The organism is Vibrio sp. MOR3 (assembly GCF_001557775.1).
GTDB lineage: Bacteria > Pseudomonadota > Gammaproteobacteria > Enterobacterales > Vibrionaceae > Vibrio > Vibrio jasicida.
In genome coordinates this window covers 15,071-37,808 of sequence record NZ_LNRD01000013.1, presented here as the reverse complement: position 1 = coordinate 37,808, position 22,738 = coordinate 15,071, and the positions used below count along the sequence as shown (strand labels likewise).

The 22,738-nt window shown below is 45.5% G+C and carries 15 protein-coding genes; 5 read left to right on the top strand and 10 right to left on the bottom strand.

All coding sequences use genetic code 11. The features are described from left to right. Window positions 1-2 precede the first annotated feature (2 nt). From proB to ATB76_RS20565, 5 genes are all read right to left on the bottom strand, one after another. Window positions 3-1,142 (bottom strand): glutamate 5-kinase, encoded by a 1,140-nt coding sequence (proB, locus tag ATB76_RS20585; protein ID WP_061036064.1) that lies wholly within the window; start codon window positions 1,140-1,142, stop codon window positions 3-5. Between the two features lie 122 nt (window positions 1,143-1,264). After that, window positions 1,265-1,654, bottom strand: coding sequence for a sigma factor-binding protein Crl (crl, locus tag ATB76_RS20580; RefSeq protein WP_038865441.1), 390 nt, complete (start codon window positions 1,652-1,654; stop codon window positions 1,265-1,267). A 118-nt stretch (window positions 1,655-1,772) separates the two neighbouring features. Then, window positions 1,773-3,020, bottom strand: a complete 1,248-nt coding sequence (frsA, locus tag ATB76_RS20575) for an esterase FrsA (protein WP_042602617.1) — start codon at window positions 3,018-3,020, stop codon at window positions 1,773-1,775. 91 nt (window positions 3,021-3,111) lie between these two features. Next, window positions 3,112-3,576 (bottom strand): oxytetracycline resistance phosphoribosyltransferase domain-containing protein Tet(34), encoded by a 465-nt coding sequence (gene tet(34) / locus ATB76_RS20570; protein ID WP_005440202.1) that lies wholly within the window; start codon window positions 3,574-3,576, stop codon window positions 3,112-3,114. A 304-nt stretch (window positions 3,577-3,880) separates the two neighbouring features. Continuing rightward, complete coding sequence (locus tag ATB76_RS20565) at window positions 3,881-5,170, bottom strand: NCS2 family permease (RefSeq protein ID WP_038865443.1); 1,290 nt, start codon at window positions 5,168-5,170, stop codon at window positions 3,881-3,883. Between the two features lie 1,035 nt (window positions 5,171-6,205). Between ATB76_RS20565 and ATB76_RS20560 the strand changes: the two genes are divergently transcribed. Continuing rightward, complete coding sequence (locus tag ATB76_RS20560; protein WP_038865444.1) at window positions 6,206-7,678, top strand: aminoacyl-histidine dipeptidase; 1,473 nt, start codon at window positions 6,206-6,208, stop codon at window positions 7,676-7,678. Window positions 7,679-7,762: 84 nt separating this feature from the next. Here ATB76_RS20560 and ATB76_RS20555 read toward each other — a convergent pair whose 3' ends face one another. Continuing rightward, complete coding sequence (locus ATB76_RS20555) at window positions 7,763-8,302, bottom strand: DUF3332 domain-containing protein (protein WP_038865446.1); 540 nt, start codon at window positions 8,300-8,302, stop codon at window positions 7,763-7,765. Window positions 8,303-8,632: 330 nt separating this feature from the next. On the opposite strand from ATB76_RS20555, the gene ATB76_RS20550 reads away from it, so the two are divergent. The 3 genes from ATB76_RS20550 (at window position 8,633) to ATB76_RS20540 (ending at window position 12,663) form a co-directional block, all read left to right on the top strand. After that, window positions 8,633-9,703, top strand: a complete 1,071-nt coding sequence (locus ATB76_RS20550) for a succinylglutamate desuccinylase/aspartoacylase family protein (RefSeq protein WP_038865448.1) — start codon at window positions 8,633-8,635, stop codon at window positions 9,701-9,703. Window positions 9,704-9,955: 252 nt separating this feature from the next. Beyond that, complete coding sequence (locus tag ATB76_RS20545; protein WP_061036063.1) at window positions 9,956-12,142, top strand: TonB-dependent receptor; 2,187 nt, start codon at window positions 9,956-9,958, stop codon at window positions 12,140-12,142. 98 nt (window positions 12,143-12,240) lie between these two features. Next, window positions 12,241-12,663 (top strand): hypothetical protein, encoded by a 423-nt coding sequence (locus tag ATB76_RS20540; RefSeq protein WP_061036062.1) that lies wholly within the window; start codon window positions 12,241-12,243, stop codon window positions 12,661-12,663. Window positions 12,664-12,751: 88 nt separating this feature from the next. On the opposite strand, the gene ATB76_RS20535 is transcribed toward ATB76_RS20540, so the two are convergent. Then, complete coding sequence (locus ATB76_RS20535; RefSeq protein WP_038865460.1) at window positions 12,752-13,060, bottom strand: DUF3622 domain-containing protein; 309 nt, start codon at window positions 13,058-13,060, stop codon at window positions 12,752-12,754. Window positions 13,061-13,440: 380 nt separating this feature from the next. After that, window positions 13,441-17,352, bottom strand: a complete 3,912-nt coding sequence (purL, locus tag ATB76_RS20530) for a phosphoribosylformylglycinamidine synthase (RefSeq protein ID WP_061036061.1) — start codon at window positions 17,350-17,352, stop codon at window positions 13,441-13,443. A 585-nt stretch (window positions 17,353-17,937) separates the two neighbouring features. Between purL and mltF the strand changes: the two genes are divergently transcribed. Beyond that, window positions 17,938-19,539, top strand: a complete 1,602-nt coding sequence (gene mltF / locus ATB76_RS20525) for a membrane-bound lytic murein transglycosylase MltF (protein ID WP_038865454.1) — start codon at window positions 17,938-17,940, stop codon at window positions 19,537-19,539. 483 nt (window positions 19,540-20,022) lie between these two features. Here the strand turns inward: mltF and tadA are convergent, their stop codons facing one another. Both tadA and ATB76_RS20515 read right to left on the bottom strand, forming a co-directional pair. Continuing rightward, window positions 20,023-20,556, bottom strand: a complete 534-nt coding sequence (gene tadA, locus ATB76_RS20520) for a tRNA adenosine(34) deaminase TadA (protein WP_045495257.1) — start codon at window positions 20,554-20,556, stop codon at window positions 20,023-20,025. A gap of 473 nt (window positions 20,557-21,029) precedes the next feature. After that, window positions 21,030-22,589 carry an AbgT family transporter gene (locus ATB76_RS20515; RefSeq protein WP_005440222.1) on the bottom strand — a complete coding sequence of 520 codons (1,560 nt, stop codon included), beginning with the start codon at window positions 22,587-22,589 and terminating at the stop codon, window positions 21,030-21,032. Window positions 22,590-22,738 lie beyond the last annotated feature (149 nt).

The following is a 22,738-nucleotide window of genomic DNA, read 5'->3' as shown; positions in this document are numbered from 1 at the left end:
ATCTATTCTTGGATGACGACAAGATCATCGCGGTGAATCACTTCTGAGCCGTAATCATGACCCAAAATAGAGATGATATCTTTACTGTGTTTACCGGCAATGTTTGCTAGGTCTTCGCTTGAGTAGGCGCTGATACCACGTGCCACCAGCTTGCCTTGTGCGTTGGTCACGCGAGCCACTTCACCACGAGCAAAATCACCACTTACCTTAATCACGCCTTTTGCAAGTAGACTACTGCCCTTACCGACAACCGCGCTAACTGCACCATCATCAATAATGATATCACCGGATGCAGCAGGGCCCGCTAGGATCCAGCGCTTGCGGTTTTCTAGCGCTTCTTCACAAGGAAGGAAACGCGTCCCTTGTGGCTCTGAGCTCAATGAGTCAAAAATAACATTTGGTGCGCTGCCCGCAGCGATGATCACCTCAATGCCTGCACGGCGAGCGATGTCTGCCGCCTGAAGCTTGGTTGCCATGCCGCCAGTACCTAGCGTTGTGCCGCTACCACCCGCAATTTTGCGCAAAGTATCATCAATGGTTTTCACTTCTTTGATCAATTCGGCATTTGGATCTTTACGAGGGTCTGCGGTAAACAAACCTTTTTGGTCTGTTAGCAGCAGTAATTTGTCTGCACCACACAAAATCCCCACCAAAGCAGACAAATTGTCGTTATCGCCCACTTTGATCTCGTTCGTTGCTACCGCGTCATTTTCGTTCACGATAGGAATAATGTCGTTTGCAACCAGAGCATTGATGGTGTCACGCGCGTTAAGAAAACGCTCGCGATCATCCAAATCAGCACGAGTTAGCAACATCTGACCAATTTTGATGCCATAAATGCCAAACAGAGACTCCCATGTTTGAATCAGACGGCTTTGGCCCACTGCAGCAAGCAATTGTTTGCTCGCCATCTCGTTGGGCAATGCGGGGTATCCAAGATGCTCACGGCCTGCTGCAATTGCACCAGACGAAACCATTACGACTGAATGGCCTTGTTTTTTTAGTTCAGCACATTGACGAGCCAGCTCTACCATGTGAGCACGGTTTAACGCCAAAGTGCCGCCTGTCAGCACACTTGTACCCAGTTTCACAACGACGGTTTGTGATTGTGAAATAACTGCATTCTGTTGATTCGTTGTCATGATGTCTTCTGAAATGAAAAACAAATAAAGAGTGGATGTTTTAGCAATCAAATGGGGATTTAACAAGCAGAAAAGGTGCGAAAACGCACCTTTTTGTCTTATAGAGGAAGAAAACAGCCAAATTAGGCGAAATCAAACGATTCTGTGTGATATTCCACTTCCAGTTTGAAATGCTCAGCCAGCGTATCTACTAGCTTCTGATGAAAGGTACTCTGGGTGAGGTAAACCTCTTCAGTCACCTTATTCGGTAATGGCTCTGAGGTCCAATCCCCTTCTTTGTTGTATTTACCAATATGGTATTTTGCAGTAAAGCCACCTTCGATGGACTCCAAGTCCATCCACCATCCCCAAAATTCACGTTTTTCTGGCGACTTTTTGTCGTCTACACAAACAGATAGACAGTCAAAATAGTAGTGGCCTTCTTGTGATTGTGGTTCGCGCAGGTAAGGACCTATCGCCTTTAACTTAGACATCAAGCGAAAGTGAGTCGGCCCTTGAGTCGTCTCTGACATAAGAATCTCCGTTTCCATAGTAAGGATATTTAGCTATCCAAGAATGATTATTATTTTTTATTATCATGAGCTTATTTTTTGCTCACATATATCACTCTTAACTAAATTAGGAGATTTGTCATCTTAATAATTCCTCCTCCAACCACTTTATGGCCAAATCGAGGGATTGCTCATAACCTTTTGTAATTGTTTTGGAACTGATTTTCTTTGCTTGACCATAGTGACTAAACAGCGCTACCAACTGGTTGTCACTGTGTGGGGAAACAGGATCCCCTTCCAAACTCAAAGCCAAAATAGGTACCTTGGTTTTACGACTGCTTAAGAACCCTTGTACTTTCAACGACCACGCCATCATCTGCCCAGCCATGCTATTGATGTCCACGGCGTTCTTACCTAAACGAGACGCCAGTAGATCTAGGTACATCTTCGGCATCTGCTGCAGCTTCTTCGGTGAGGTAAACAAATCATGTACAGGTGCACCGAGCGCCACACACGCTTTGATCTTCTCTTGTTCAACGAATGAAAGACGGATCATAGCATTGCCACCAAAGCGGAAACCAATCAATCCCACTTTGTAATGATCGACCCAAGGCAGTTTGTACAGCTCATTCAATACCGCTTGATGCAAACAACTAGAATCTTCCGTTAATGGCCAATGGGAGCTATGACCCACTGACGGCATGTCGATGGTCAACATTGCGATGTCTTTAGGCGCTAAATGATTGCGGAACAAACGCCACATGTCTGTTTGCAAGCTGTCCAAACCCGCACTCACCATCACAACGGGCAATTGCTTGTCCGTACGTGGCAAGTGTAAATTCGCGATGATCTTGCGCTTTTGATAAGGTACTTCGATCTGTTTGATCGTGTATTGCGTTTTCTCAGAGCCTTCGTTGTATGCTTTATTGGCCAACACTTGAGCTTGAGTCGCAAGGTTATCGTTCTTCAAATGTGGGTAGCCCGCAATACTGAAACACAGCGAAGCGGAAAACAACTCATCCGCCGCATCTTCACCTTTCAATTCGGTTGAACGGCGTTGGTGTTCCATCCCAAGCTTTATCCACTCAAACGTCCAGTTACCGCCGTGATAACCCATCACTGTATCTAACCACTTATCTTCCGTACGCGAATGTTTCGACGACGCAATTTTAGACAGTGTACTTTCCATCTCGATTGGAGATAAACCCTGCCAAGTCCACTGCAAACGTCTTAAGTGTCGATACCACGCACGATCATCTTGCCCTTCTCGCTCATCAAGAATTGTTTGGCTGGTAGGCATGTATTGAGTAAGTGCAGAGGTTTCTTTCGCCTGCTTGTGCTTAACAAACAAGGTTTCTGAGAGGTTTTTACTGACGTCTTCTGACATAGGAAGAACTCTAAGCTATTGGCAATTGCTGTAATAATAATAAAAAAAATGCCCCTATAAAGGGGCATTTCTCAATATTCTTGGTGCAAACTTATTTTTGCTTACGATTTACTGGCTCAGCAAACTGGATAGACATATCCCAAGGTTGCTCGATCCAAGTGTCTTGAGCGATGTCTACTACGTAATCGTCTAGTAGCTCAACACCTGCAGGCTTAGCACATACTGCGATAAGCTTCGCTTTCGGGTACATTTCACGTAACTTGCGTGCTGTGTCACCGCTATCTACTAGGTCTTCAACGATTAGGAAACCTTCGCCGTCACCTTCTGGTGCTTTAACTACTGTCATATCACGCTGGTGATCGTGGTCGTAGCTAGAGATACAAATAGTATCAACGTGACGAATACCCAGTTCACGCGCTAGGATTGCACCAGGAACTAGGCCACCACGACTTACCGCCCAAATACCTTTCCATTGCTCAGCTGGCATTTGTTTCTCAGCCAGTTCACGGCAGTAAGACTGCATCGCATCCCAAGTGATAATGAATTTTTTACTCATTGTAATAACCTAATAATTTCAAAATATGCATCCCCTCTGTCTAGCTGATGGCGCTGAAATGGACTCATCCCGCTAAACTTTCCACACCAGAGGAAATGGGGGTTTCAAGCTACGCAAACGATTATTCTACCGAAACACATCGTTAATACCAACGCTGATATCAAAATTCTCTGCCTATTACGCAGAAAAATCGTATTCGGTGAACAATACAAAATGGAGAAGTGGATGAATTACTTTAAAAATTATCCACAAACAAAAAGCCAGTGTGAATCGAGTTCGCACTGGCTTTTTTCAATCGTTGGAATTAACCGACCATGTATTTCACAATGAAGATAGCAGACATCACCCACACACTCATCGATACTTCACGGCCTTTACCACTGAACAGTTTAATAGCAGCGTAAGCGATGAAACCTAGCGTGATACCTTCTGCAATCGAGAAAGTAAGAGGCATTACCAAACAAGTAACCACAACTGGCGCAGCTTCTGTGAGGTCACGCCAGTCGATGCCAACAAGACCAGAAAGCATTAGGATCGCTACATAGAATAGCGCACCAGATGTTGCGTAAGCTGGAATCATACCTGCTAGTGGCGAGAACAACAGAGCCAGAAGGAACAATACGCCAACAACCACAGCCGTTAGACCAGTACGACCGCCTGCTGCTACACCAGAAACACTCTCAATGTATGACGTCGTGTTAGATGTACCTAGTAGAGCACCTACTGATGTTGCTGTTGAGTCAGCAAGTAGCGCTTTGTTTAGACGTGGAATGTTGCCGTTTTCGTCAGTTAGACCTGCTTTCTGTGAAACGCCAACTAGCGTGCCCGCAGTGTCGAACAAGTCAACGAATAGGAAAGCAAATACGACCGAGATCATGCCAACTTCGAACAGACCAGAGAAGTCTAGCTGCATGAAGGTTGGTGCGATGCTTGGTGGTGTCGACATGATGCCGCCCCATTGAACGTCACCAAAGATAAGACCAAGAATTGTCACACCCAAAATGGCGATCATAACCGCACCTTTCACACCACGGTGAACCAGCGCGATAGTCATAAAGAAGCCGATAGCCGCAAGTACAGATGGTAGCGAAGTGATGTTACCCATTGAAACTAGCGTTGCTGGATTATCTACTACGATGCCGGCATTTTTCAGTGCGATGAACGCAAGGAACAGACCGATACCTGCAGAGATACCTGTACGAAGAGAAAGTGGAATTGAGTTAATGATCCACTCACGGATCTTGAACACACTCAACACAATAAATAGTAGACCCGACACAAATACTGCTGCTAGCGCGACTTGCCACGTATAACCCATACCCAACACAACAGAGTAGGTAAAGAACGCGTTTAGGCCCATACCTGGAGCCTGAGCGATTGGGTAGTTTGCTACTAAGCCCATGATGAAACAGCCAATAGCCGCAGCAAGACACGTCGCAACGAACACAGCACCACGATCCATACCAGTATCTGCAAGGATTGCTGGGTTTACGAAGATAATGTAAGCCATGGTTAAGAAGGTAGTAACACCTGCGATGATCTCAGTGCGCACATTGGTGCCATTTTCACTAAGTTTGAATAGCCTTTCGAGCATGATCGAATCCTGTAAAGGGTAAAAAGTAAACGGTTGCGTAATCGATTGGCTCGAATTATAAAGTTATCAAATAACAAATTCCAGATAGAATTTTCACTCTAATGCGATTTTTTTCTTTGGATATGAAACCGATTCGCTAGCGTTTCAAACGCGATTAAAATTTAAGGCTTAATAAACAATAACTAACAATTAAGGCATTCAAGTAAGACAACGAGTGCAAACTGAACAATGTATTAAACTTTCAAACAGAAACATGGAGTTTTGAGCGTAAAACACTCACGAATTTGGTTAGCAAATGAAATAAGTTGGGGAAGCAAACCTAGAATAGGTGCTTAGCGGTGAGAAATCAGTCAACGTTCAGGATCGAGAGATAAAAAAACGCCACTCAATTTGAGTGGCGGTGAATCATGTCAGCACTATGCACTGAAAAAAAATTCCAATTTATAGGGGTGAACAAATTTGTTCGAGTCACATGCGTTGGCTTCAATTAGTAACCAAAGCTTGTTGGGTATACAAAGTTACCGGTGTAAACAGATTTGCTGTTCCAGAACATTGCACTTGGTAAACCTTTCATAAATATCACCTTCTAAATCAATTAATACTGTTAATTTGGTTGATTTCTCGGTTCCTTGGAGGCGACAAACGGACTCATCCTTTGAGCATTTCATTCTTCTCTCAGAAGCTGGTTACAAATATACCACCAAGAAATTTAATTACAAGCATTTTAGTGACAGAAATCACAAAACATTAATAAATTGATCTTCATCAAGAATTAACTGTAATTAAATTACACTTTAGTAAATTAAAAAATAACCAATCTTATAATTGATACTAATTGAGTTGCATTCGTGTATTTCTGTGTGTCCATAAACTGTGACAGTTCAAGGGCAAATCCTTTTATCCACATCTACTAGTAGCGCCCTTCTGGTGGTATGCTGAAAACAATTCAAAGCCAAAACCGGATTAGCATTTACTGCTAAACACTTATTAAATTTACGGTTTATATTTGGCAAAGCACATCAAAAGGAGTCCTCCGTGTCTGAATTCCATTCTGAAATCAGTACCTTATCACCTGCTCCACTTTGGCAGTTTTTCGATAAGATTTGTTCAATCCCTCACCCTTCTAAACATGAAGAGGCACTAGCTCAGTACATTGTGACTTGGGCAACAGAGCAGGGATTTGACGTACGCCGCGATCCAACTGGCAACGTATTTATCAAAAAGCCAGCAACACCGGGTATGGAAAACAAGAAAGGCGTGGTTCTTCAAGCGCACATCGACATGGTGCCGCAAAAGAACGAAGATACTGATCACGACTTCACTAAAGATCCTATCCAACCATACATCGATGGTGAGTGGGTAACAGCGAAAGGAACAACACTAGGTGCTGACAACGGCATTGGTATGGCTTCTTGTCTTGCAGTTCTCGCTTCTACTGAAATCAAACACGGCCCAATTGAAGTTCTGCTAACGATTGATGAAGAAGCTGGCATGACTGGCGCATTCGGTCTTGAAGAAGGTTGGTTAGAAGGCGACATCCTTCTAAACACGGATTCAGAGCAAGAAGGCGAAGTCTACATGGGCTGTGCTGGCGGTATCGACGGCGCAATGACATTCGACATCACTCGCGATGCCATTCCAGCAGGCTTTGTTACTCGTCAGCTAACGCTAAAAGGCCTTAAAGGTGGTCACTCTGGCTGTGATATCCACACAGGTCGTGGCAACGCAAACAAACTGATTGGTCGTTTCCTAGCGGGTCACGCACAAGAGTTGGATCTTCGTCTTGTTGAGTTCCGTGGTGGCAGCCTACGTAACGCTATCCCTCGTGAAGCATTCGTTACGGTTGCTCTACCGGCAGAAAACCAAGATAAGTTAGCGGAATTGTTCAACTACTACACCGAGCTACTAAAAACTGAGCTTGGTAAAGTTGAGACTGACATTGTGACTTTCAACGAAGAGTTCGCGACTGATGCACAAGTATTTGCAGTTGCAGATCAACAACGTTTCATCGCAGCACTTAACGCGTGTCCAAACGGCGTAATGCGCATGAGTGACGAAGTTGAAGGTGTGGTTGAAACGTCACTTAACGTTGGCGTTATCACAACAGAAGAGAATAAAGTCACCGTACTTTGTCTAATTCGTTCGCTGATCGATTCAGGTCGTAGCCAAGTTGAAGGCATGCTTCAATCAGTAGCAGAGCTAGCTGGCGCGCAAATCGCGTTCTCTGGCGCTTACCCAGGTTGGAAACCAGATGCAGACTCAGAAATCATGGCAATTTTCCGTGATATGTACGAAGGCATCTACGGTCACAAACCGAACATCATGGTTATCCACGCAGGTCTTGAGTGTGGTCTATTTAAAGAACCTTACCCGACTATGGACATGGTTTCTTTCGGCCCAACCATCAAATTCCCTCACTCTCCAGATGAGAAAGTGAAGATTGATACCGTTCAATTGTTCTGGGATCAAATGGTTGCACTTCTAGAAGCTATTCCAGAAAAAGCGTAATCTTAACCAGATACGACAAATACGAAAAAGGGTGCCGAGGCACCCTTTTTTATTGCGAGTTTGCTATTAAAAGCACTTCGCAAATTATGCACGAGTTTGCGCGTATGCCGCTAGCTCATCCATAGAAGTCTTAGCAACCACTTCACCATCGATGTAGTAAGTCACAAAGTCACCTTCACGAACACCCATTAGCGTCGCTTTCTCACCGTTGTTGTAAGTGATATCCATTTGAACTGTGTTCTCGTCAAGCTGTTGCATTTGACCTTGTTCGATAACACGGTTGTTCGTTAGAGGACCAACAGGTGCAGTGGTTAGAGATTTATCTAACTGGTGGTTTACGTCGATGTAAGTATCCATCTTCTTGTCAAAGATGTGTGGCTTACCGTTTAGCGGGTTTTTACCAGTCCAAAACTCTAGTGAGTTGAACACGATGTAGTCAGCCGCAATAGCAACACCGTAAACTGGCGCCATTAGCATGTTTAGACCACCACGAGCGTAACGGTTATCAACAGCTTTCAAGTTGAAGCCCATAACGTAACCCGTTACAGCGTTGCTGCCTACACAGCCAGAAAGAGAAACTGCTACAGCAGTTAGTGCGCCAATTTTAGCGATCGCCTTTTTCATCAAAACCTCTAGTTAGATAGTATTAGGTCAAAAATTCGGCGGGGATAGTAGCGGATAAAAACCTTAGGTAAAAGACAGTTTTTCTCGAAAAAAATATTAGTATTAAATTTAACACAGTCTTATTTTTGTGATGAATATAACAATTTAAAACACAGCGTACAGCTACTCAATTAACACAAGAATTTCCCAAATGTACTTACACAAGCCATACACTTGGTGAATTTTTAATCTTTTCAATAAAAATTATTGTTCGTGACATTAAGAAGAATGATTAGTGTGATTTTGAACCAGTTGTTACATTGTTGCTAACGTATTCGATAGAGATGGTTTATGGCCAGAAGTAAAAAAAGCAAGGTGTTTGAGCTACTAGGACACCAAGTTCAACCAGGACAACGATTAGAAACCGAATTTGAAGCGGCGCAGCTTTACACACACTCTCCTCTTTCTATCCCTGTGGAAATTATCCACGGTAAACAAGAAGGTCCGGTGTTAATGGTAAACGCAGCAATCCATGGTGACGAGCTGAATGGCGTAGAAATCGTTCGTCAGATGATCAACCAACTGGACCCTGCAAAACTAAAAGGTACTGTGATTGCCGTGCCTATCGTTAACGTGTTTGGCTTCATCCATAAATCTCGCTACCTGCCAGACCGTCGCGATCTAAACCGTTGCTTCCCAGGCAGTGAAAAAGGCGCGTTGGCTTCTCGTATGGCACATGGGTTCTTCAACAACATTGCTAAGCGTTGTGACTATATTCTGGATCTTCACACGGGTGCGATTCACCGAACGAACCTACCTCAGATCCGCGCTAACTTGAGCAACCCAGAAACACTGCGCATCGCAAAAGCATTTGCAACCCCAGTGATCGTAGACTCTGCTCTGCGTGATGGCTCTCTACGTAGTGAAGCAGAGAAGTGCGACATTCCTGTACTGACTTATGAAGCAGGTGAAGCGCTGCGCTTTGACCCACTATCGATCAGTGCTGGTGTACTAGGTGTGCAACGTGTGATGCAGGCTATCGGCATGCTACGTGCGAGCCGCAAAAAGCTACCAGAGCCAATCATTGCCAAATCCACCAGCTGGGTTCGCGCATCGGGCAACGGTATCCTACGTACGGTTGTGAACTTAGGTGATAAAGTAGAAGAAGGCGAGACTCTCGCTTACATCAGCTCGCCTTTAGGTCATGACGAGCTAGAGCTGTTAGCACCAAAAGGCGGTATCGTAATTGGCCAGCAAACACTGCCACTGGTTAATGAAGGTGATGCTATTTTCCATATTGCCTACTTTAAGCAAGACGATGATGTGGTTGAGCAAACAGTAGAAAGCTACATTGAAGAGCTGACTGAGTTTGATGTCGACCAAGTAACAACGGGGCAAATCCCGCTAGAAACGCAACAATAATTGCGAACTAGTATAGAAAGCTAACTTCCAAGCCCAGACTCCTTGTCTGGGCTTTCTTTTGTCGTTCAAATAGACACACTCACTAACTAACAGACCAAAAACCAAACAATAATCCAATTTACCGTCTAATCATGGGTATAAAAGTTTACAGGAAAACCAAAAACCATTATTGATAACTAATCTCATTATCATTTATTAATCTTTTCAGCATTCATATAATCCCCGCCTCTCAAATTACGATAACAAATGAATATGAAACGATTATCGACCCATCGCTTAAAAGTAAGCCTTGTCTCGCTCGCAATGCTCAACTCAATTTCTCTCCATGCAACAGAAAGCGTCGACGAAGAACTCGAAGTCATTGGTGTCCGCTATACCAAACCGATTACCGTCGCAGAACCCGCTGAAACCATCATTGATTGGACCCAAATCGAAGAACAACAATACTCTAACTTCGCTGAAATGATTGATGCTGTGCCGGGGGCAACGCTCGACGGCGGAGCGCGTTCTGGTGGGGAACGCATTAATATTCGCGGTTTCGATAACCCTAGCGACATCGCCGTGTTTGTTGATGGGGCTCCAATTGGTTTCCAGCAATACCGCTACGGCACCTTCTTCTTTGACCCATTCTTAATTGGTGAAGCGGAGATCATCAAAGGCGCACATGACTACCGCGCTCTAAACGGTAAGTTTGGTGGGTCTATCCGAATCAAAACCAAAAGCGTTGACGACCTGCTTGGAGGGGATCGCAACTTCGGCGTTCGTGCGTCAACGGGTTATAACAACAATGGCGAAGAGAACTCATACACCCTCTCCCTTTATGGCAAAAATGACGCTGGCTTTTACTTCCTCGCAAATGGTTCAGTAAAAGACTCCGACGACATTAAAGTGGGTGGCGGTAAAACACTAGATTACTCAGGTTACGAACAAGAAAACATGCTCGTCAAAGTTGGGTACGAAAATGATGACCATGAATTTGAAATCAGTCACACACGATACAAAGATGAAGGCCGTAAACCATGGGCTAACCGTCGTGGTCAAATGCCAACCATTTCGGATTACAACATCAAAAAATATGGCTCGTTAGAAAAAGCGCAATACGCTTACACGGTCTACAACGAATACAAAGACAATACGACGACAATCTCCTACCATTACATGCCGACTAGCCCGTACATTGATTTCAACATAAAAATGGCGCGTTCTGAAAACGACCGTCATTGGGTTCGTCCAGATATTGCCTTTGAAAAAATGTTCGTTTCCGTTGGCAGTTATGGTCATGAATCTTGGCTAAGCTACGAACGTGATTACATTGATGTATTCAACCAAGCGCAGATTGGTGACCATGCACTGGTTACGGGTCTTCAGTATCAAAAAACGGATCGTGATTCGTTAGTTTTCAATGCTTCTTACGATAATAAAGAGTCGAAAAACTACGGTTGGTATACCCCGTACTATGAACCATCGGGCACTCAGTCTATATACGCGGCCTACATTGCTGACCACTATCAAGCAACCGACCGCCTGACGATTACTCCTTCTCTGCGTTATGAGTACATCACCAGCGAAGGGAAAGGTAATGCGGCGCCAGATTACAATAACCCAGCAGCCGGCCATGACTACAGTGAAACAAGCCACAAAGGCTTTAGTCCACGTTTGGATATCGATTTTGACGCGACCAACAATACTCGTTTGAACTTCTCTTATGCCTACGCCTTAAAAGCTCCAACCGTCGATAACATTTACTCTGTGCAATATGCTCGAGCAACAGCCACCGCTACGGCACGCGATCTCGATGTTTCTCGTATTCATGCTTATCAAGCCAGTGTGATTAATTTGGCCAAAGGATTAGTTAGCGAGCGCGACAACCTCGCAACAGAACTGACATTGTTCTATAACGATGTGAGTGACACTGTTGATATCCGAACCGGTGAAAACTTAGATAAAGACAGCGGTGATATTCAAAGTTGGAGCACAAACCTAGATGGCTTCAAGAACTATGGCTTCGAGTTGATTTCACAATACCGTATTAACGATTTCTATAGTGATTTCTCAGCGAGTTACATTCGCGGGAAAAATAAAGGTAGCTTATCGGATTCAACCGGCTCGGATGATGACTACCCGGGCGTCCCGCCCTTGAATATTAATCTCGGTTTGGGCTACGAATGGCTTCCGGGACTGCGCTCTGGTTGGGAAGTTCGTTGGTACGATGCTCAAACCAAAACAGACGCGGCTGGTGATAACTTAAAAGTGAAATCACCAAGTGAGCAATACACGTTGCAAAATGCTTATGTCACTTGGGAAGTTCAGCAGGTGAAAGGGTTAAGTGTTGGAGCGGTCGTGAATAACTTAACAGACCGTTATTACGAAGCTTACCTATCTAATGGCGTGCCTTCTCCGGGCCGAGAAGTGAAGGTCCAACTAACTTATCAATACTAATCAGGCTTTGTCTGATTACGAACCGAACCAAATTCGGAGCATACGTACTTGCTCCGAATTTTTCTTTTTATTCACCGACACTTTTCACAGTATATCTAATGAAGAAGATTCAAATTACTTTTTTACTAACAAGAACGTTAACCACAATTGGCCTCGCCTTCCTCACTGCTCCAAGCTACTCACAAGAGAATATCTCGCAGTATTTAATGGCTCAGAATAAGACACTACCAGTAGAGGATCATTACGCTGCCAACATTTCAGATAACTTAAATCTAGACGCTCAGCCTGAAGCTTTGACTTGGGGAGAAAATGGGAAGTCAGGTCACTGTAACTACGCAAAAGGTGAGATTACCGAGGCAAGAGACTATGACTACGGTGAAGCTACCGATTTGTCAGATGGATTACGCCACATTGATTTGCAGCCAGTTCACACACCTAAAAAACTGCGCAAAGACCATACGTACAATACCGCTTCATCAGGAAGTTCAATGACATTCTCTGTTTCCTCTGACTGCTTATAACGACACAAATAAAAATGCCCCGAGATTAATTCGGGGCATTTTCAAATTCATTGTCGATGGTAGTCAATCACCATCAAACACACTGCGATTACTCTTCGTCAGTGTCTACGTCTGCTTCACGAGCTTGACGAGCTTCTTCTTTGCGAACTTTTGCCGCTAGTTGCTCTGCTTCACGCTCTTGACGTTGTACTGCTTTGCGCTCGTTACGAACTACTTGGTTTTGTACAAAACCTGCAAGTTCCTGCTCAGCCCAAGCTTGTGCTTTCTCTTCGCTGTCAAAACCAGTTTCACGTTTTGATACCACTACTTTACGAGAAGTCACCTGACGAGTGATCTCTGCGCTCCAACCGTTACGTTTTTCAGTTACGCGGATAGCAAATTTTGGATTTTTAGCCATTTCTTTCATTTCCTAAGGGATTAATCAGGGATTCGGTCAACTTGATAACTCCATCTAAGCTGAGCTGTTTAACACCATCCCTTGGTAAGCGCGGTATTAGAGCATAAAAGTTACCGAAACGCTGCAAGTTTTTTAAGGGAGACGGGAGACGATTTCATTTGGATTACTTAGGAACAAATACTGTCAACACCTATTGAGTCCATGCATTGACCTCTAGTATTCCAGTGCACACATCTCAATTCCTACAGCGAAGCCTTCCCGACTCTCGAAGCGCAGCGTCCTGTAGGACGAAGTCTGTTCTCGACTCTTAAATAAAGAAAGCGCCGGTCTCTCAACCAGCGCTTATCGATTTTCGTTAACGTTGACGAACGACGTCGTGATTAACCGATGTTCTTGCGTGCGTTTTGGAACATACGCATCCAAGCACCGTTCTCACCCCAACCTTCTGGAGACCATGAGTTCGCAACTGTACGGAATACACGCTCTGGGTGCGGCATCATGATAGTTACGCGGCCATCTTGAGTCGTTAGACCCGTGATTGCATTTGGCGAACCATTCGGGTTGTTCGGGTATTGCTGAGTCGCATTACCGTGGTTATCCACGTAACGAACTGCAACCGTGCCTGACGCTTCAATCGCGGCTAGGTGGTCAGCATCACGAACTTCTACGCGGCCTTCACCATGAGAAACTGCGATTGGCATGCGAGAGCCTGCCATGCCATCGAAGAATACAGAATCAGATTTCTGTACTTGCACTAGGCTAAAGCGAGCCTCAAAACGCTCAGATTCGTTACGAACGAAGCGTGGCCATAGGTCTGCACCTGGGATTAGCTCTTTCAGGTTCGATAGCATCTGACAGCCGTTACATACACCTAGAGAGAAGGTATCTTCACGCTGGAAGAAGCCTTCAAACTGGTTGCGAGCTTGCTCGTTGAACAGGATAGACTTAGCCCAACCTTCACCCGCACCAAGTACGTCACCGTAAGAGAAGCCACCACAAGCGACTAGACCCTGGTACTCTTCTAGAACCGCTTGACCGGTTAGGATGTCGCTCATGTGAATATCGGTTGCTTCAAAGCCTGCACGGTCAAAGGCTGCTGCCATCTCAACGTGAGAGTTAACGCCCTGCTCACGTAGGATTGCCATCTTAGGCTTAGCGCCCTTATTTATCATAGAACCGGCAATGTAAGGTGCTGCAATGTCTTCATTTACATCGAAGCTTAGCTTAACGTTTAGGCCAGGATCTGAGTTGTCTTTCTTCGCTTCATGCTCTTGGTCAGCACATGCTGGGTTATCACGTAGACCTTGCATCTTATGCGTAGTCTCCGCCCAGATAGTACGTAGTTCAGTACGATTACGCTCTAGAACTACCGTGTCACCAGAAGTAATCACTAGCTCATCAGATGCTTCTACTGAGCCGATTACATGAGAACATGCCTCAAGACCGTTTGCTGATAGCGTTGAAAGTACCGCGTCTAAATCTTCGTTCTTAACCTGAAGTACTGCACCTAGCTCTTCGTTAAATAGTGCTGCTAGTACGTCTTCACCTAGGTCAGCAATATCTGCTTTCACACCACAGTGACCTGCGAATGCCATTTCAGCAAGAGTCACGAATAGACCGCCATCACCTTTATCGTGGTAAGCCACTACTTGGTCATTCGCGACTAGGGCTTGAACGCCTTCGTAGAAGCCTTTCAGTTGTACTGCGTTGTCTACGTCTGCTGGCTTATCACCAAGCTGCTTATAAACCTGTGCAAGCGCTGTTGCGCCTAGACGGTTTTGACCATTACCTAGGTCGATAAGTACAAGGCTAGAAACACCTTTGTCAGTACGAAGCTGAGGAGTAATCGTCTTACGAACATCTTCAACACGTGCAAACGCAGTAATAACAAGAGATAACGGAGACGTTACTTCTTTCTGCTCGCCGTTCTCTTCCCACTTGGTCTTCATCGACATTGAGTCTTTACCAACTGGGATAGTTAGACCAAGCGCTGGACATAGCTCTTCACCAACTGCTTTCACTGCTTCGTAAAGACCTGCGTCTTCACCCGGGTGACCTGCTGGAGACATCCAGTTTGCAGACAGTTTAATGTGTTTGATATCACCGATGTTTGTCGCTGCGATGTTTGTGATTGCTTCACCAACCGCTAGACGAGCCGACGCACCAAAGTCTAGTAGAGCAACTGGTGTACGCTCACCCATCGACATCGCTTCACCGTGGTAAGTGTCGTAACTTGCTGCAGTTACTGCGCAGTTAGCAACAGGAACCTGCCACGGGCCAACCATTTGGTCACGCGCTACAAGACCAGTCACCGTGCGATCACCGATCGTGATTAGGAATGTTTTTTCTGCAACCGTAGGTAGACGTAGAACGCGATCCACGGCTTCATTTAGCTCGATACCGTCACGGTTAACCGCTGGGTTATTCGCTTTAAGCGTTTTCGCATCACGGTGCATCTTAGGCGTCTTGCCAAGAAGTACATCCATTGGCATGTCGATTGGCGTGTTGTCGAAATGCGAATCTTCAAGTTTCAGTTCACGCTCTTCCGTTGCTACACCTACTACGGCGTATGGTGCGCGCTCACGCTTACAGATTGCGTCGAATACTTCCATATTCTCTGGCGCAACTGCCATTACGTAACGCTCTTGAGATTCGTTACACCAGATCTCAAGTGGGCTCATGCCCGGCTCGTCGTTTGGTACGTCACGCAGTTGGAAGATACCGCCACGCTCGCCATCGTCTACAAGCTCTGGAAGTGCGTTAGAGATACCGCCCGCGCCCACATCGTGGATAAATGCGATAGGGTTAGCATCACCAAGTTGCCAACAACGGTCGATCACTTCCTGACAGCGGCGTTCCATTTCTGGGTTTTCACGCTGTACTGAAGCGAAATCTAGGTCTTCGGCTGATTGACCAGATGCCATTGAAGAAGCAGCACCACCGCCAAGACCAATGTTCATAGCAGGACCACCAAGTACGATTAGGCTTGCGCCGACTGGGATCTCTTTCTTCTGAACGTGCTCGTCACGGATGTTACCCATACCACCAGCAATCATGATTGGCTTGTGGTAACCACGAACCTCTTCACCTGCGTGCGAGTTCACTTTTTCTTCGTAAGTACGGAAGTAACCAAGTAGGTTTGGACGACCAAATTCGTTGTTAAACGCCGCGCCACCCAATGGACCTTCTAGCATGATGTCTAGAGCGTTAACGATACGACCTGGTTTACCGAAATCTGTTTCCCATGGCTGTTCAAAACCAGGAATACGTAGGTTAGATGTTGTGAAACCAACTAGACCTGCTTTTGGCTTACCACCGATACCAGTCGCGCCTTCATCACGGATTTCACCACCAGAACCAGTAGAAGCACCCGGCCAAGGAGAGATAGCAGTTGGGTGGTTGTGCGTTTCCACCTTCATTAGGATGTGCGCTTTCTCTTGGCTGTAACCGTACTGGCGAGTTTCCGGGTTCGGGAAGAAGCGACCTACATCTGAACCCACCATAACTGCTGCGTTATCTTTGTATGCAGACAGAACGTTTTCTGGTGTGGTTTCAAACGTGTTTTTGATCATCTTGAACAGAGACTTCTCTTGCTTAACGCCATCGATAGTCCAGTCTGCGTTGAAGATCTTGTGACGACAGTGCTCTGAGTTCGCTTGTGCAAACATCATTAGCTCAATGTCAGTCGGGTTGCGTTCTAGCTTATTTACGAACGCATCGTAAAGGTATTCGATTTCATCATCTGCAAGTGCAAGACCTAGGGTAACGTTTGCGTTTTCAAGCGCAGCACGACCGCCTTTTAATAGGTCAACGTCTGCTACAGGAGCAGGTTCTGCCGCTTGGAATAACGCATTTGCTGCATCGAAATCAGTAAATGTCACTTCCATCATGCGATCATGGATGAGTGCTTTTACATCAGCAATTTGAGCATCGTTAAGAGGAGTCGATGTCTCTACGTAGTATGCAGTGCCGCGCTCAAGACGTTTTACTTTGTCTAGACCACAGTTGATAGCGATATCAGTAGATTTAGAAGACCAAGGCGAAATAGTGCCCGGACGAGGTGTAACAAGAAGTAGAAGACCTTCTGGCTCATGCTCTTCGATCGTAGGACCGTAAGTCAGCAATTTTTCCAGTTTTTCCAACTCTTGAGCATCAAGGTCAGACTTTAGATCCGCAAAGTGCATGAACTCTGCGTAAATGCCAGTGACAGGCAGATCTTGTTCACGACAAAGTTCCAGTAGTTTATTAACACGAAACTCAGAAAGAGCTGGGGAGCCACGCAAAATTCTCATGTGCTTAGGTCTCTTATTGCAAGTGATTAAGGTGATATTGGAATAAATTCAGTGGGTTATACTGTTTTCTTCGAAGCTATTCCCGAAGGTTTTTCAAACCTATGCCGATGCCACCTCTTCGTTGCGAGCGCATTATATAGCAATTGTTTTTGTGATGTAACACCAAAAGCAACCGTTTGCGTCATTTTTTTCGTCAAATTTGATTTATACCCAAGTGACTTCAAGATTCAGGGTTCAGAGCAGTGTCACTGATTCAAGTTCAAGGAAAGCAACGCCGTGTAATAGCAAGCTCTTTCCAAGTTGTTTGACGATGAAATTGTTTCAGTGACACGCTCCCAAAGGGCGAGTTGCCTTGGCTCGAATGCATCGTCACCAATTATCAATTTAGAATCACTAGATTTTCAAATTGTTGCTTCGCTTTCAAACCAAGTCATTCTCGCTGAACCAAGTATCTCGAGGTTACTTGGGTATCCTTAAATGTCGATAAATCACACAATGTCGCACTCTATCTGCCTGATTCACTTTGCCCAACCAGCTCGCTTTGATATAAAGGCAACTAGAAATTTATCGAGACGTACCGAATTAATGCAAATAAGTCAGTTCAACCGACTCAAGCGCAGCGCCCTACTTTTCGCGTCTGTGCTTTTACTTTCTGCTTGCCAGATTGAATCGGAGCCAAAAAGTGAATTCGAGCAAATCCAAGAGCGTGGTGTCCTACGTGTTGGCACGCTAAACAACCAACTCTCCTACTACATCGGACCTGATGGCCCGGCAGGTTTGGATTACGAACTGGCACGAAAATTTGCTGAGCAATTAGGTGTGAAGCTGGAGATTCGACCGGCGTTTCGCCAAGCAGATCTCTTCCCTGCATTAAAGAAAGGCGACATCGATATTATTGCGACAGGTTTAAACCAAACTTCTGAAGCTGTACAACGTTTTCGTCCTGGACCCGCTTACTATTACGTCAGCCAACAAGTGGTTTATAAAAAAGGTCAGCTTCGTCCTCGCGACATTAATCAGCTGATCAATTATCAAGCTAAAAAAGACAGTAATGCGGAAGAAGGTTCAAATGCTGGGGCAGAAACTCTTCAGATAGTTGAACAATCTCAGTTTGTTCCAACCTTAACGGCGCTACAGAAACAATACCCAGACTTCCAATTTGAGATTGTTGGTGATGCGGATACGCGAGATCTACTCAAGCATGTCTCTACAGGTGAGTTACGTTTTACGGTAACCGATTCAGTAGAACTGTCTTTGGCACAGCGCCTGTACCCGGATCTTGCTTTAGCCTTTGAATTGACAGAAGACCAACCCGTATCTTGGTTTACTCGTCGCTCTGAAGATGAAAGCTTCTACGCAATGTTGATCGAGTTCTTCGGCAACATTAAACAATCTGGCGAACTGGCGACTTTAGAAGAGAAGTACATTGGACATATCGAAGCCTTCGATTATGTCGATACTCGTGCTTTTATACGCGCACTGGACAATACCTTGCCTAAATGGGCACCGCTGTTCCAAAAATACAGTGAAGAGTTTGATTGGCGCTTGATTGCTGCATTGGCTTATCAAGAGTCTCATTGGAAACCAAAAGCGAAGTCGCCGACTGGCGTTCGTGGCATGATGATGCTCACGCTCCCTACCGCAAAAAGTGTTGGTGTAACAGATCGTCTTGATCCGGAACAATCCGTACGCGGTGGCGTGGAATACCTACGTCGTATAGTCGCACGTGTTCCAGATTCAATTAATGAACATGAAAAGATTTGGTTTGCCTTAGCATCATACAACGTGGGTTATGGTCATATGATGGACGCACGACGCCTGACTAAAGCACAAGGCGGCGATCCAAACGCGTGGGCAGATGTTAAAGAGCGTCTACCCTTGCTGCGCCAGAAGCGCTTCTACAGCCAAACACGTTATGGTTATGCTCGTGGTGATGAAGCACGCAACTATGTTGAGAACATTCGTCGCTACTATCAATCCATCATTGGGCATGTCAGCCAAAAGCCTGCGATTGACGAAGACACAGAAGATCTGCAAGTCATTCCACCACTCTCCCCAGATCTGTTAACGTCTGGAGCGGTGGAAACCTTAGCTGAGCAAGTTTCGGGAGCGGTCGAGACAACACCAAGTACAGAGGCCAGCCCAAATCAAAATGCAGAGCAAACGCCGAATCCAAAAGAAGAATAAACCTTTCGAAAATAGCGAGCTAACAGCTCGCTATTTTTTTATTGAGTCGCCAACAGAAACTCACTAGAATCCCGTCTTTCGAGCTCATTTATCTAGCCAGTGTTTTCGTGAAATACCGAGTAACGGAAGAGAAACAGTGAGCTCAATTGGTCACCCTCTCCTTGATATGATGTCACCATCATCCATGAGTATGCATCATAAGAATGACATCTATTGATCATGAATCGGATACTTTGCTATGCGAGTGTCGGAGAGTGTGTTCGTTGTCTGCAAGAGGTTCTGATAATGAGAAAACGCAGAGTGCAGTCAAAACGTTTGAATAAAACAGTGGCTGCTAACCGCCGTAAGCGCACGCTTACAACCATGAAAAGAAAAGTCAGTGCACGTAATCGTGTTTTCGTTCACTTAATGAATCACTGAAAACTTGAAGCAAACATCTACTGCACGGTAGGTGTTTGCTAAAAACAACCATCAAACTCCCTGTTATTCGTCTTTTGTTCCCTGTTCATTGTCCAACGCTTTTTGCGCCTGCTTCTTCGCTTTAATTTCTTTACGACGACGTTTAAAGAACGCCTGTAACTGACCTCTGCATTCCTCTTCCAGCAAACCGCTTTCTACTGTCGCATAATGATACGCGGCTTGGCTCTCAAACAAATTCAGAACGGTCCCTGCAGCGCCAGCTTTAAGATCTGGAGCTCCATATACCACGCGCTTTACTCGACTGTGTAGTAACGCACCTGCGCACATAGGGCACGGTTCTAAGGTCACATAGAGCGTAGTATCAAGTAAACGGTAGTTCTCGAACGCCTCACCCGCTTTACGCAAGGTTTGGATCTCAGCATGAGCGGTCGCATCGTGCGAACAAATAGAGCGGTTCCAACCTTCAGCAACCACTTCACCATCTTTCACAAGCACTGCCCCAACAGGCACTTCCCCTTCCGCTTCAGCTTGCTCTGCAAGCTCTATCGCACGGCGCATAAATAGTTCGTCTTGAGGGGAGAATTGTGAGTCTGACAAAAGAGGCTCCAGTTTTGGGATCGGTCATTATGGAAAGTGGATTTTAACCTTCAAAGAGAGGAAGTGGAAGCGGGATGCGGGATGCGGGATGCGGGATGCGGGATGCGGGATGCGGGATGCGGGATGCGGGATGCGGGATGCGGGATGCGGGATGCGGGATGCGGGATGCGGCTTATTTTGTTTTTCTAGGAGCAAATTTTGTCAACGCTGTTTAAACTGAGTCTCTCTCATCAACCTTCCGGTACACCTCTTGATTTAAAAAGCGAAGCTTTCTATAGGACAAAGTCCGTTCTTCGATTCCCGAAAACCAAAAAGCGCCAGTCTCTCGACCAGCGCTTTCGAATTACCAATACCTAAAGAGTTGGTGTTGTAGCTAGGCAACAAGCAAGTTCAGCCCTATGAGCATAGAGGCTCTATGTGATTAGGGTGAACTTGCGCAGTTAACAACGCTACAGCGCCAAATATGACGGTATTTACATTGTGTATGTGTATGGCGCTTGGATACCTAGAGGAATACCTAGCATCCAGTAAGCAACTAGGAAGATAGACCAGCCGATTAGCATCGCAATCGAGAATGGCATCATTAGAGAAGCTAGCGTACCGATACCTGTCGACTTCACGTAACGTTGACAGTAAACCACTACTAGAGGGAAGAATACCATCAGAGGTGAAATGATGTTCGATACAGAGTCACCTACACGGTAAGCCGCTTGAGATAGCTCAGGAGAGATACCCACAGCCATTAGCATAGGCACTAGGATAGGACCGATAAGAGCCCATTTCGCTGATGCAGAACCGATTAGAAGGTTTACAGAAGCCGTTAGAAGAATCATACCGATGATAGTTGCTTCACCAGGTAGGTTCATCGCTTTCAGGCCTTCCGCACCGTATAGCGCTAGCATCGTACCGATGTTTGATTGCGCGAATGCAGATAGGAACTGCGCACAGAAGAACGACATTACAATGTATGCGCCCATCGTAGACATAGTATCCGCCATCGCTTTGATGATGTCGTTACTTGTCTTGAACGTGCCAGAAACGCGACCGTAAACGTAACCCGGAATGATAAACAGGATGAAGATCAGTGGAACGATAGACTTCATGATTGGCGCAGAGAACGCTGTGATTTCACCTTCAGGTGAACGCAGTGCAGAGTTTTCTGGGATAAGCGCCACAACAAGAAGTGCGATACCCGCCATCATAGCCCAACCAGCGTAACGGAACGCTTTTGATTCAGTTTCAGTGAAAGAACCAAGATCTGGTGCTTTTTCTGCATCTTCATCAACAGGCGTGTTCGCTAGGCGAGGTTCGATGATTTTCTCAGTTACGTACCAACCAATAGCAACGATGATTACTGAAGATAGACCAGTAAAGAAGATGTTCGCTAGCGGGTTAACCACGTACTCAGGGTCAAGGACCTGTGCCGCTGTTTGAGTAAAGCCAGCTAGTAGAGGGTCGATACCTGAAGGGATGAAGTTTGCAGAGAAACCACCTGATACACCAGCAAACGCAGCTGCGATACCCGCTAGAGGGTGACGACCTGCTGCGTGGAAGATGATACCACCAAGAGGAATAACTAGAACGTAGCCCGCATCCGCAGCAGTGTGCGATACGATTGCCACAAGAATTAGCATTGGAGTAAGAAGTTTTGCTGGCGTGAAGTTCAGCATCTTCTTAAGACCAGTGGTGATGAAGCCAGACGAATCGGCAACACCCACACCTAGCATCGCAACAAGTACGATACCCAGTGGAGCAAAGCCAGTGAACGTTGTCACCATGTTAGCAAGGAAACTTGCTAGTGCTTCACCCGTAAGAAGGTTAGTAATAGTAAGAGCTTCGCCAGTTCGAGGGTTTAGAAGGTCGAAAGAAACATTCGACAAAAGTGCAGACGCAGCCCAAGTAATGATTAGTGCCCAGAAGAACAGAATCGCTGGATCAGGAATTTTATTACCCGCTCTTTCGATAAAGTTCAGAAAGCGATCCATCCCGCTCGGCTTCGGTGACGGTGCTTTATTTACAGCTTGGTTACTCATGGTAACTCCATATGAATGATGTTGGTGCCATGGCCTATTTGAGTAATTATAACGGCCTATTTTCAACCGAGCATTCTATTAAATAGTGATTAAGAAAGCACAAGGTTCTATGTTTTTTTCCATATTTGGAGACATATTTTGCAAAAACG